Raw genomic sequence first — 12,838 nt, 5'->3', positions numbered from 1 at the left:
CCCCACTTACAGAAGGGAGCTCGACATGTTTCGTCCCAAGTTGTTGTTCACCAGCCTCGCCGCCCTGGCCTTGGGCGCCTGCTCGCCCCAGGACCCGCAAGCGGTGACCTCGGCGGCCATCGCCAAGCAAGTGATCCTGCCGACCTACAGCCGCTGGGTTGAGGCCGACCGTCAGTTGGCCGTCAGCGCCCTGGCCTACTGCCAAGGCAAGGAAAGCCTGGACACCGCCCGCGCCGACTTCCTGCACGCGCAAAAAGCCTGGGCCGAGTTGCAACCGCTGCTGATCGGCCCGCTGGCCGAAGGCAACCGTGCGTGGCAGGTGCAATTCTGGCCAGACAAGAAGAACCTGGTGGGCCGCCAGGTCGAGCAACTGGTCAGCGCCCAGCCGCAGATCGACGCCGCGGCCCTGGCGAAATCCAGCGTGGTGGTGCAGGGCCTGTCGGCCTACGAATACATCCTCTACGACGCCAAGCCCGACGTCGCCGACGAAGCCCAGAAAGCACGTTATTGCCCGCTGCTGATGGCGATCGGTGAACGCCAGAAAGTCCTGGCCGAAGAAATCCTGGCCAGTTGGAACAGCACCGACGGCATGCTCGCGCAGATGACCAAGTTTCCGAACCAGCGCTACGCTGACTCCCACGAAGCCATCGCCGACCTGCTGCGCGTGCAAGTGACCGCCCTGGACACCCTGAAGAAAAAACTCGGCACCCCAATGGGCCGCCAGACCAAGGGCATCCCGCAACCGTTCCAGGCCGATGCCTGGCGCAGCCAGTCGTCCCTGCAAAGCCTGGAAGCCAGCCTCGCCGCGGCTCAGACCGTGTGGGTGGGCGTCGATAACAAAGGCCTGCGTGGCCTGCTGCCGACGGACCAGAAACCACTGGCCGAGAAAATCGACGCCGCCTACGCAGCGTCGCTGAAACTGTTCGCCAGCAACCAGCGCACCCTCAACGAATTGTTGAACGACGACGCCGGGCGCCAGCAACTCAACGACATCTACGACAGCCTCAACGTAGTCCACCGCCTGCATGAAGGTGAACTGGCCAAGGCGCTGGGCGTACAACTGGGCTTTAACGCCAACGACGGTGACTGATGATGCTCAGGCGACAGGCTTTGGCGGTGGGCAGCGTGTTGCTCAGCGCTATCACCTTGGGTGGCTGGACGCTGTTCAAGCACAAAGACAAAGGCCCGCTGCTGCTGTCGGCGCGCGATGATGCCGACGGCAAGCACTACGCTGTCGGCTATCGCCTGGACGGCAAGCCGGTATTTGCCACCCAGGTCGGCCAGCGCTGCCATGACATCATTAACCACCCGACATTGCCGATTGCGCTGTTCGTGGCCCGTCGGCCGGGCACCGAGAGTTACCTGATCGACCTGCGCGATGGCAGGCTGCTGCAAACCATCACCTCCAACGCCAACCGCCATTTCTATGGCCATGCGGTGATCCACAAGAGCGGTGACTGGCTGTACGCCACCGAGAACGACACTTCCGACCCTGGCCGCGGCCTGTTGGGTGTGTATAAGTTTGAAGGTGAGCGGCTGGTGCACAGCGGCGAGATCTCTACCCACGGCATCGGCCCGCATCAAGTCTCGTGGATGCCCGACGGCGAGACGCTGATCGTGGCCAACGGTGGCATTCGCACCGAAGCCGAAAGCCGGGTAGAGATGAACCTCAATGCCATGGAGCCGAGCCTGGTGCTGATGCGGCGCGACGGCAGCCTGATCAGCAAGGAAACCCTGGCCCAGCAGATGAACAGCGTGCGGCACATGGGCATCGCCAGCGATGGCACCATCCTGACCGGGCAGCAGTTCATGGGCCCGTCCCAGGAGCGTTCCGAGCTGCTGGCGATCAAGCGCCCGGGGCAGCCGTTCGTGGCGTTCCCGGTGGCTGACCAACAGTTGCAGGCGATGGGGCATTACACCGCCAGCGTGGCGGTGCACAGCGAACTGCGCCTGGTGGCGTTGACAGCACCTCGCGGCAATCGCTTTTTTATCTGGGACATGGACACCGCCGAACTGCGCCTGGATGGGCCCTTGCCTGACTGTGCAGGGGTGGGTGCGGTGGCGGATGGGTTTGTCGTGACATCAGGACAGGGGCGGTGCCGCTTCTATGATTGCCGCCAGGAGCAGTTGCTGGCCAAACCGTTGGAATTGCCCGCGGGCTTTTGGGACAACCACTTGCACCTGGTCTGAATCCCATGGCAATGGCCGCTCCCGCTTGGCAAGCACGTGAGCGGCTGAACACCCGTGTTCACGCATTACCTCAGTAAATGTCCTACTGAGGGGAAGCTCTTCTTCCCACAGTCCTGCGAGACTTTCTGCCTTATCCTTCGTACCAGCCTTGATGACAATGAGCGCCCCTCGCCGTCGTCCCCAAGGAGTTACCTATGCCTGGCCGCAACATGGTCACGATGCTCATCATCGTCCTTATCGTTGTGTCCATTCTGGCGGGGTATAAAGCAATCTGGATAAAGCAGCAACTGGCATTACTGCATGCGCCCGACGCCCCCATCAGCGTAACCGTGGCAGTTGCTGTCGAACAGACCTGGCAGCCCAAATTGCCTGCAGCCGGCAGCCTCAGAGCGCTTCAAGGTATTGACCTGAGTATCGAAGTCCCGGGCGTGGTGACCGAAATGCACTTCGACTCCGGGCAGTCGATCACAGCCGGGCAAACATTGTTGCAGTTAGACAACAAGATGGAGAAGGCGCAGTTAGACGTGGCCCTGGCCAACCGTCATTTGGCCCGACAGGAGTTCGAGCGAGGTCAGAAGCTCGTTGAAAGCCAGGCTATTTCACTGAGCGAATTTGATCGACTTTCTTCTGAGTTCAACCGCCACAATGCGCTAGTTGAACAGTCCACCGCAGCCTTGGCGAAAAAATCAATCACAGCGCCCTTCAGCGGCACGATCGGCATCCGCCAGGTCGACATCGGCGACTATCTGCAAAGCACCTCGGTGATCGCCAGCCTTCAAGACACCAGCAGCCTGTACGTCGACTTCCACGTGCCGGAGCAGGCAGTTCACCTGATTGAAGTGGGTCAGTCGGTAGCCGTAGAAGTTTCCGCTCGCCCGGGGGAACACACACTTGCCACCGTCAGTGCCATTAACCCTATCGTCGATGACAGCACCCGTAATGTCAGAGTACGTGCAACCCTGCCCAATCCAGAGAATCGCCTACTGCCCGGCATGTACGCCAGCCTGCTGGTGCAACTGGCAATACCTGAGCGGCACGTGACTGTCCCGGAGAGCGCAATCAGTTACAGCCCTTATGGGCAGTACGTGTATGTCGTGTCGCAACGAGATGGCTTGGAAGTCCCGCCAGGTGTATCACCGGGCACAGTGCAAATCGCCGAACAACGCCTGGTCAAGACCGGCGAACGACGCGATGGCCAAGTCATCATCAGTCAAGGTCTGGCCGCAGGCGAGCAAGTGGTCACCGCAGGCCAACTCAAGCTCAAACAGGGTGCAGCGATTCGAATCAGCGCTGACAGAAGCTTCCCTCCCGACTCCGCCCGTACCGGCAGCCAAGGCACTGAGCCATGAAATTCACCGACCTGTTCATTCAGCGCCCGGTACTGGCCACAGTAGTCAGCCTGTTGATTTTATTGTTGGGAGTACAAGCCTATTACCAGTTGCCATTGCGCCAATACCCGCAAATAGAAACGGCTCTGATCACCGTCACCACGCTGTACCCCGGTGCCAATGCAGAGTCCATCCAGACCCAAGTGACTCAGCCGCTCCAGAAGAATCTGGCAAGCGTAGAGGGTATCGACTACATAAAGTCCGCGAGCCGCCAGAATGTGTCTGTCATCTCGATCCACGGTCGTAACGGTGCCGACAGCGACCGCTTGTTTACCGAGCTGCTGGCAAAAGTCAATGAGGTGCGCAGCCAACTGCCACGAGAGGCCCAGGACCCTACATTGAGTAAAGTCTCCGCCGAGTCTACGGCCTTGATGTACCTGAGCTTTTCCAGCCAAACGATGAACAGCGCCCAAGTCACCGACTACCTTGAAAGGGTCATACAACCTCGATTGACGACTTTGCCTGGCATGGCCGCTGCCGACATTATCGGCAACCAGACCCTGGCAATGCGCTTGTGGCTAGACCCGATCAAGCTGGCCGGGTTCGGTTTGAGTGCCACCGATATCAGCCAGGCGATCAGTCATCACAATGTGCAATCAACCGCCGGTGAGGTCACCGGCGACTACGTGGTCACCAGCGTCAACGTCAATACATTGCTGCGCACCGCGCAAGACTTCAGCGCGATTCCCCTGAAAAGCGACGGCGAAAGCCAGGTTCGCCTCGGTGACGTGGCAAAGGTCGAAATGGGTTCGGAAAACTACAACAGCTTCAGTTCATACAAGGGTGTACCCGCCACCTATATCAGCATCAAGCCTGCACCCGGCGCTAACCCTCTGGAACTGGGCCGGGAGGTACGCACGCTGATGCTTGAACTGCAGTCCAAGCTGCCTCCCGAACTAGGCGCAGATATAGCCTTTGATTCCACACAATTTATTCACGCGTCCATCGACGAGGTCGTCATCACGTTGCTGGAGGCTGTATTGATCGTGGTCATCGTGGTGTTTATGTTCCTGGGATCGCTACGCTCTGTGGTGATTCCGGTCATTACCATTCCCCTGTCTCTGATCGGCGTGATGTTTTTCATGCAGTTGATGGGGTATTCCATCAACGTGTTGACGTTACTGGCGATGGTGCTGGCAATCGGCCTGGTCGTGGATGACGCGATTGTGGTGATGGAGAACGTTCATCGTCATATTGAAGCAGGCCTGCCGCCCTTCGCTGCGAGCATCATCGGGGCGCGGGAAGTCTGTACACCCGTGGTGTCCATGACCATCACACTGGCGGCAGTGTATGCCCCCATCGCTTTTTTGCAGGGGCTGACGGGGTCGTTATTCAAAGAGTTTGCCTTGACCCTGGCGGGCGCGGTGGTCATTTCCGGCATCGTGGCGCTGACTTTGTCACCCATGATGTGCGCCCTGCTGCTGCGCCCTGCAAGGCCCGCGAGAGGAAAACCGCTCATGCTGGACAGGGCGTTTGAGCGCCTCAAGTGGCGTTACCTGGACACATTGCAGGCGGTACTGGATTCACGTTCTACGGTGCTGGTGTTCGCCCTGATCGTGTCCCTCCTGATTCCGGCGATGCTGGCGCTGACAACTTCGGAGTTGGCGCCGGATGAGGACCAAGGTGTCATATTCATGCTGACCCAGGCACCGCAAAGCGCCAACCTCGCGTATATGAATACCTACACCAGGGAGTTCGTCGATCTGTTCAAGACGTTCCCGGAGTACCACGCCGCTTTCCAGATCAATGGCCTGGAGAGCGTGCATTCCGGTATAGGTGGCTTCCTGCTCAAGCCCTGGGAAGAGCGTGACCGCACACAAATGCAGCTGCTGCAGCCATTACGCGAAAAACTCGACAGTGTTCCCGGCGTGCAGGTGCTGGCTTTCAACCTGCCCGCCTTGCCGGGCTCTGGCGAAGGCCTGCCCTTCGGCTTCGTTATCAGTACATCCAACGATCATCAAGCACTGCTGCAAGTGGCCGAGCGGATCAAACAGCGCGCTATCGACTCCGGCAAGTTCGCCTATTTGGACATGGACCTGGCCTTCGATCGACCAGAAGTCGTGGTCGATATTGACCGAAACAAGGCCGCGCAGATGGGCGTTTCAATGCAGGATCTGGGCCTGACCCTGTCAATGCTGCTGGCAGAAACGGATATCAACCGCTTCAGCATTGATGGACGCCAATACAAGGTGATTGCGCAAGTCGAACAGGCCTATCGAAATACGCCAGACTGGCTGAGCCATTATTACGTCAAGAATGACAAGGGGCAGTTGTTGCCTATGTCCACCCTGATCACGGTGTCAGAGCAGCAGGCCCGTCCACACCAGCTCAACCAATTCCAGCAAATGAACTCAGTCCTGATCGCCGGCTTTCCGATTGTCAGCATGGGCGACGCCATCGATACCCTGCACGCTATTGTGCAAGAGGAAATGCCGCCGGGCTTCACACACGACTACAGCAACGCCACGCGACAATTCATGCAGGAACGTGGCGCCTTATGGGGCTCTTTCGGCCTGGCATTGGCGGTTATCGGCCTGGTGCTGGCCGCCCAGTTTGAAAGCTATCGCGACGCGCTGGTGATCCTGGTGAGTGTTCCTTTATCAGTCTGCGGCGCCTTGATCGCCCTTTTCCTGGGTTGGTCGAGCCTGAATATCTATACGCAGATAGGCCTGGTCACATTGATCGGCTTGATCACCAAACACGGAATACTGATCGTCGAATTCAGCAATCAATTGCGCAGAGAGCAAGGCCTGACTGCGCGCGAAGCCGTCGAGCAGTCTTGTGCGACCCGCCTGCGCCCCATTCTGATGACCACCATCGCCACGGTACTGGGGGTCGTTCCGCTGGTTCTCTCCAGCGGCGCTGGGGCTGTGAGCCGATTTGACATCGGCCTGGTGATCGCCACGGGCATGTCCATCGGCACCTTGTTCACCCTGTTTGTACTGCCCTGTGTCTACACCTTCCTGGCAAAACCCGGAATGCTACCCGGTAAGCCCCGACGCTTATCGTATTCCGCTCACCCCGCTGCGGGAGCAGGACAAATTGAACGCCCCCCCACAATCCCGAAGTTGCCTCATTACAGGGGGTCACCCGCGCCGATAGACCTGACAAAAGTCCCGGTTGGGATCCCTGGCAAAGACGGAACAACGTATCGGTTCGTCTGCCCGGGGTATTACAACGATCGAGTGCAGGATGAACATCCCGAAAATACAGGCCCCTGATCGCAGGCAGCACCGCCTCTACCTGCAAAAAAAAGGGCCTCGCATCGCAAGGCCCTTCTCGGGAGGTTGAATCGTTTCAACTTTGCGGCCTCATCGCTTGAGACATGCCGAACATGAATAACAGCAATTCATGGTCGGGCTTGGCCGCCACACTCGTCTTGGCAATGCGTGGCAGCAGGCATTGCCCGCCACCGTCTACCGCACTCAACACTTGTGTACGAGGTTGTTCCCACACCGCCAGGGCCAGGGCTGCAACACCCAATGCCCCGACCAGAAACAAACCTCGTGCTATTTCTAGCTTCATCTGGTTAAACCCTTGATAGCGCTGCCAAACGCCGTCTCGTAAAAGTAGCTGAGTTTTTTCCAGTCGGTATCATTCCACGACGAATGGCGACGCAATTGCAGCATATCGTGGGACGCGGCCCGATAAGCGGTCAGGCGCTGGCGGCATTTTTCAAAGTCCAGCAGGGCCACTTCCACCTTCGCCGCATCGGGCTCACCGGTAACCCGCACGAAAATGTGCTTGATATACAGGCAACCGTGTTGCCAACGGCCTTTGTGCATACGAGCCAAGGTGCCGGCCAACTCCTGCAGCAGGCGCTCGTGGACCGCCTCGCCATACTGTTGGCGGCCACCGGCGGCGTACCAGTTTTCAATCTCGTCGAAACCGTCCAGGGACGCGGTGACCAACAGGGCTTTCCATTGGTGCTCCGGGTCGCGACGCGCTTCGCAAAACACCAGTTCCGGCACACGCACATCCAGCAAACGCAGGCCTTTGAGGGCATCACGTTCACGCAGCACGGTCGGACGCCCAAAGGGGTGCAGCCAGCTGCGGTAAATGTGGCCGGTCTGACGCTTGCTATAAAGCAGCCGACCGTTAGGGCTGATCACCCGTTGCACGCCACTTTCACCACCACGGCGACGGTTGGGTTCTTCCACCCACTCACCTTGCTGACGCCAGAAAAAATCAAATCGTTCTTCGGGAGCTACATGACTGCCTACTACGCACTCAACTGCCATCCTGTTACCTCTTGCGCAATACATACACTCGCCACATGGCGTAGAGCGGTATGAAGTCCAGGGATTCCTGAACACGGAAACCGGCCTGCTCGAATTCTGCCTCGACAGTAGCAGCCGGTAACACAAACCGGTTTTGGTAACCTTCTTGCTCACCTTTTTTGCGACGACGTACTTCGCTGCGCTTGCGCTTCCAGGCCTTGAAATTACCGTCTACCCACAGCGAAATAATTACGCTGTCACGGGTAACACGTTGAAACTCGCGCAGTATTGTCAGCCTGTGCTCGGGCTCACCGATGTGGTGCATCAAGCGCATGCAGAAAATACTGTCGACGGAGTTATCTGGCAAATCGATATCAAAGGCAGACGTTTGCAAAGGGCGTACCCGTTTCACCACCTCTGCCGGTTGGGCAGCGGTAGCGATCTTCAACATCGACGCCGAATTGTCAGCGCCGATAATCACACGGTTGGGTTTTTCGGCCAGTAACGGCCAGAAGCGTCCAGCGCCACACGGCAGGTCCAACACCAGCCCAGGCTCACCGGCCATGGCCAATGCGCCGCGCGCCAACTGCTCGTCGCGCTTGTGGGACAACCGGCGAGCCAGATTGTCCTGATGCTTGAGCAAATATTTTTGCGCGTGCTGATCGTCGTACTTGTCAGAAAATTCCAGCTTGATCGGGGAAGGCATCGTACGTCTCCAGTAACTGATGCCTACAACCTTAAGCAGCGAACTGTGATCAACAGGTCAACTCGTTGTGAAAATCTTGTCCTGTCCAACTGCATACATTTCAGGACTTTACAGAAACATTCAGTAGCACCGGGCCATCTTCGCCGAAAAGCAGGCAGTCTGCATCAGCAAAACGACAGACTGAAGGGTCAGGTTTTGACTGGATTGAGCTCCACGTGAAAACGGCAGCCATTGGGTTCCATCGTGCTCAGGCTTACGCTCCAGCCCTGGTTTTCGCAGATCCGTTGCACCAGTGACAGGCCGAGGCCGAGGCCCTCGCCACGCTTCTCGCTACCGCGCACGAACGGCTCGAACATCGCTTCGCGCTTCTCTTCCGGGATGCCGACACCGGAGTCCTCCACTGTGAAACCACTGGGCTCCAGAGTCAGGCGGATAAACCCGTGCTCGGTGTAATGCAGTGCGTTGCGCAGCAGGTTGCCCATCACCGCATGCAAGAAGGTGGTGTTGTAGCAGGTGTCCAGGGGGTTGCCTGGCAGGTAGACCAATGTCAGGCCTTTTTTCTCGATGGGCTCGCGCCAGATACCGAGCAGGTCTTCGGCCACCTGGGTGAGGTTACCCTGGGGCGAACTGGCAGCGTCGTCGTGTTTGGCGCGGGCGAGCATCAGGAAGGTTTGCACCAGCTCGCGCATTTCTTCACAGGCTCGGGCAATCCGTTCTACCTGGTTGCGACCGCGCTGATCGATGGCCGGGTTTTCCCGCAACAGTTCGCAGGAACTGGCCAAGACCATCAAGGGCGTGCGCAACTCATGGCTCACATCACTGGTAAACAGTTGCTCGCGTGACAACGCCTGACGCAAGCGACCCAGGGTGGCGTCGAACGCCACCGCCAGTTCGCCCACTTCATCGGCGGCGTAATCCGGCGCCAAGGGCGGCGCCAGGCCCAACAGTTGGTCACGATGGCGGACCTGGCGGGCCAGACGTACCACCGGCGCCATCACCTTGCGGGCCAGCACCCAGCCGAGAAACACCGCCAGCGCCAGGCTGAGCACGAAGCCCACCAGCACCACGGCAAACAGCACGCGCTCACGCTCTTCGAAATCGCTCTGGTCTTGCAGCAACACATAACGCCGGCCATCGACCACTTCGACCATGGCGTGGTACGACAGCGCCTCGCGAAACACCTCATGAAACCCCGGGTCCAGATGGCGCAGATCCTTGGGCAGTTCAAAATCGCCACGCCCGCCGCTGAAATAGAACAACTGATCGGGCTCCGGCCGGTGGCTCCAGTCTTCGACGCTGTCCATCAGCAACAGGCGCTGCAGGTCACCGCCCAGGCCGGCCGAGATCAACTTCTCCTCCACCAGGTGCACCGTGGCGATGATGCCGATGGCGAAGGCCCCCGCCACCAACGCACTCATCAAGGCGAAGGCGATGATGATCCGCTGGGCAAGGCTTTGCTTAAACTCCATCACGACCCTCGGCCAGGCGATAACCCACACCGTGCACCGTTTGCAGCAACGGCTTGGCGAAGGGTTTGTCGATCACTTGGCGCAGTTGATGAACGTGGCTGCGCAGGCTGTCGCTGTCCGGACAGTCGTCGCCCCACAGGGCTTCTTCGAGAATTTCCCGGCGCAGAACGTGCGGGCTTTTCTGCATCAGCACGGCGAGCAGTTTCAGGCCCACGGGGTTGAGCTTGAGCAGGCGCCCTTCGCGGGTGACTTCCAGCGTATCGAGGTCGTAGTTCAGGTCACCCACCTGCAGGGCACGACGCCCGCCGCCCTGGGCACGGCGCAGCACCGCTTCGATACGCGCAGCCAGTTCCGACAAGGCGAACGGTTTGAGCAGGTAGTCATCGGCGCCGGACTTGAAGCCCTGCAGCCGGTCGTCCAATTGGTCGCGAGCGGTGAGCATGATCACCGGCGTATCGCGACGCGCGTCTTCGCGCAGGCGCTTGCACAGGGTGTAGCCATCGATGCCGGGCAGCATGATGTCGAGCACGATCAGGTCGTAATGCTCGGTGGCCGCTAGGTGCAGGCCCGACAAACCGTCCTGCGCACAGTCCACTGTGTAGCCTTTGAGCCCCAGGTAGTCGGCCAGGTTGGCGAGGATATCGCGGTTGTCTTCAACCAATAGAATTCGCATGGGCAGTGTCTCCGTACGCGGTAACGGCCGTGTTGGCTCGCGCAGCTTAAGGCCAAGCGGGGCTCAGGGATAGAGCGCAGAGCCCCGCTGATAAAGGTTTTCAACTGTTTGCAGAGCCGAACAGGTTTTTCACTATAGCTTCACAAACTGACTACAGCCTCAGGAAGAAGATCGCCCCCATTGCTCTAAGGAACATAGACATGGGTTTTTTCAAAACCGCGCCAATGCGCTATTTGCTGTTGATCACCGGTGCCTGGTTAGTGGTTTTCCTGCTCACCCGCAGTGTGCTGCTCATCACTCACCTGGATGAAGTCGGCGGCAACCTGCTGCCGGTGTTTGGCGTGGGTGTGCTCTACGACCTGGCCTTCCTCGCCTATGCAGCTTTGCCGCTTGGCCTGTATGTGCTGCTCTGCCCACCTGCCTTGTGGCGCCGTCGTGGCCATCGCTGGTTCCTGCAAGCGGTGCTGACCGTCAGCCTGTTCGCCATGCTGTTCACTTCGGTGGCCGAATGGCTGTTCTGGGATGAGTTTGGCGTGCGCTTCAACTTTATCGCCGTCGATTACCTGGTGTACTCCGATGAGGTATTGAACAACCTGCTGGAGTCCTATCCGATCGGCAAGCTGCTGAGCCTGCTGGCAATGCTGGCTATCCTGCTGAGCGTGGCTCTGCGCAAACCCTTCAATGCCGCGATGGCAGCGCCATTGCCTGCACTGCGTGGCCGTTTGGTCAACGCCCTGGGCCTGTTGGTGCTCGCCGGCCTCAGCCTGCAACTGGTCAGCCAGGACAGCCCGCGCACCCAAGGCGGCAACGCGTACAACAACGAATTGGCCAGCAACGGCCCCTATCAGTTCTTTGCCGCGTTCCGTAACAACGAACTGGACTACACCCAGTTCTACAAAAGCCTGCCGACCGACGTCGTCGCCAAGCAATTGCGCGCCGAACTCAGTGAACCCAACGCCCGCTTTATCGACCAGGACCCGCTGGATATTCGCCGTGCCATCACCAACCCCGGCACACTGCGCAAGCCCAACATCGTACTGGTGACCATCGAGAGTTTCAGCGCCAAGTACATGGGCAGCAATGGCGATACGCGCAACCTCACGCCCAACCTGGATGCATTGCGCCAACAGAGCCTGTACTTCAATAACTTCTACGCCACCGGTACGCGCACCGACCGCGGCCTGGAAGCCATTACCCTGGCAATTCCACCGACGCCGGGGCGTTCGATCGTCAAGCGCATCGGCCGTGAAAGCGGGTTCGCCAGCCTTGGGCAACAGCTCTCGGCCATCGGTTATGACAGCGTGTTTGTCTATGGCGGGCGCGGTTACTTCGACAATATGAACGCGTTCTTCAGCGGCAACGGCTATCGGGTGGTGGACCAGAGCAGCGTGCCCGAGTCAGAAATCTCCTTCAAAAACGCCTGGGGCATGGCGGACGAAGACCTGTTCAAGCAGACCTTGAAACTGGCCGACGCCGACTACGCCAAGCAACAGCCGTTCTTGCTGCAACTGATGACCACCTCCAACCACCGTCCTTACACCTACCCGGACGGGCGTATCGACATCAAGTCCGGCAAGGGCCGCGACGGCGCGGTGAAATACACCGACTACGCCATCGGCCAGTTCCTTGAGGCCGCCCGCCAGAAACCGTGGTTCGATAATACGATCTTCGTGTTCGTCGCCGACCACACCGCCGGCAGCGCGGGCAAGGAAGACCTGCCTATCACCAACTACCAGATCCCGCTGTTTATCTACGCGCCCAAGCTGATCGACGCACGGGAGTCCACCCAACTGGCGAGCCAGATCGATCTGGCGCCGACCTTGTTGGGCCTGCTCAACCTGAGCTACGAATCGACATTCTTTGGCCGCAACCTGCTGCAAGACAACCCATTGCCTGCACGGGTGGTAGTGGGCAATTACCAGCACCTGGGTCTGTTTGATGGCAAGGACCTGGCAATCCTCAGTCCGCGCCAAGGCTTGCGTCGCCACGACCGGGCCCTGGGCGAGAGCCAGGAGCTGCGCGTCGGTAGCGATGACCCTTTGATTCAACGGGCGATCACCTACTACCAGGCCGCCAGTTATGACTACAAACAGCAACTGCTGAGCTGGAAAGCGCCCAAGGAAGAGGCTCCAGTCTTAAGCAAACGCTAATCAAAAAGCCCCGTGCAGGTGAGTACGGGGCTTTTTCACCAA

The 12,838-nt window shown here is 59.0% G+C and carries 10 protein-coding genes; 5 read left to right on the top strand and 5 right to left on the bottom strand.

Features of this window, described 5'->3' with window-relative positions; translation table 11 throughout:
- Positions 1-25 precede the first annotated feature (25 nt).
- The 4 genes from BUE92_RS07605 to BUE92_RS07590 all read left to right on the top strand — a co-directional run bounded on the left by BUE92_RS07605 (position 26) and on the right by BUE92_RS07590 (position 6,799).
- Entirely contained in the window at positions 26-1,090 is a 1,065-nt protein-coding gene (locus BUE92_RS07605; protein ID WP_073522869.1) for an imelysin family protein, read from the top strand.
- A gap of 2 nt (positions 1,091-1,092) precedes the next feature.
- A complete protein-coding gene (locus tag BUE92_RS07600) occupies positions 1,093-2,190 on the top strand; it encodes a DUF1513 domain-containing protein (protein ID WP_073523099.1) in 1,098 nt (365 codons plus the stop codon).
- Positions 2,191-2,384: 194 nt separating this feature from the next.
- The gene (locus tag BUE92_RS07595; RefSeq protein WP_073522868.1) at positions 2,385-3,539 is read left to right on the top strand and encodes an efflux RND transporter periplasmic adaptor subunit; all 1,155 of its coding nucleotides are present in this window, start codon (positions 2,385-2,387) and stop codon (positions 3,537-3,539) included.
- Positions 3,536-6,799, top strand: a complete 3,264-nt coding sequence (locus BUE92_RS07590; RefSeq protein WP_081372174.1) for a multidrug efflux RND transporter permease subunit — start codon at positions 3,536-3,538, stop codon at positions 6,797-6,799. Before BUE92_RS07595 ends, BUE92_RS07590 begins: the two co-directional genes overlap by 4 nt.
- A gap of 76 nt (positions 6,800-6,875) precedes the next feature.
- On the opposite strand, the gene BUE92_RS07585 is transcribed toward BUE92_RS07590, so the two are convergent.
- The 5 genes from BUE92_RS07585 to colR all read right to left on the bottom strand — a co-directional run bounded on the left by BUE92_RS07585 (position 6,876) and on the right by colR (position 10,646).
- Complete coding sequence (locus BUE92_RS07585) at positions 6,876-7,103, bottom strand: hypothetical protein (protein WP_003193932.1); 228 nt, start codon at positions 7,101-7,103, stop codon at positions 6,876-6,878.
- Positions 7,100-7,819, bottom strand: a complete 720-nt coding sequence (locus BUE92_RS07580) for a lipopolysaccharide kinase InaA family protein (RefSeq protein ID WP_073522866.1) — start codon at positions 7,817-7,819, stop codon at positions 7,100-7,102. Before BUE92_RS07580 ends, BUE92_RS07585 begins: the two co-directional genes overlap by 4 nt.
- Before the next feature lie 4 nt (positions 7,820-7,823).
- Positions 7,824-8,504: a class I SAM-dependent methyltransferase gene (locus BUE92_RS07575; protein WP_003193934.1), complete on the bottom strand. Its 681-nt coding sequence runs from the start codon at positions 8,502-8,504 to the stop codon at positions 7,824-7,826.
- 188 nt (positions 8,505-8,692) lie between these two features.
- Complete coding sequence (locus BUE92_RS07570) at positions 8,693-9,973, bottom strand: sensor histidine kinase (RefSeq protein ID WP_073522863.1); 1,281 nt, start codon at positions 9,971-9,973, stop codon at positions 8,693-8,695.
- Positions 9,963-10,646, bottom strand: coding sequence for a two-component system response regulator ColR (gene colR / locus BUE92_RS07565; RefSeq protein ID WP_003208587.1), 684 nt, complete (start codon positions 10,644-10,646; stop codon positions 9,963-9,965). Before colR ends, BUE92_RS07570 begins: the two co-directional genes overlap by 11 nt.
- Positions 10,647-10,846: 200 nt before the next feature.
- On the opposite strand from colR, the gene BUE92_RS07560 reads away from it, so the two are divergent.
- Positions 10,847-12,796 carry an LTA synthase family protein gene (locus BUE92_RS07560; protein ID WP_073522861.1) on the top strand — a complete coding sequence of 650 codons (1,950 nt, stop codon included), beginning with the start codon at positions 10,847-10,849 and terminating at the stop codon, positions 12,794-12,796.
- Positions 12,797-12,838 lie beyond the last annotated feature (42 nt).

This window comes from Pseudomonas fluorescens (genome assembly GCF_001902145.1).
Lineage (GTDB): Bacteria > Pseudomonadota > Gammaproteobacteria > Pseudomonadales > Pseudomonadaceae > Aquipseudomonas > Aquipseudomonas fluorescens_BV.
The sequence above is the reverse complement of the archived record's forward strand: the minus strand, read 5'-3'. Positions and strand labels throughout refer to the sequence as shown.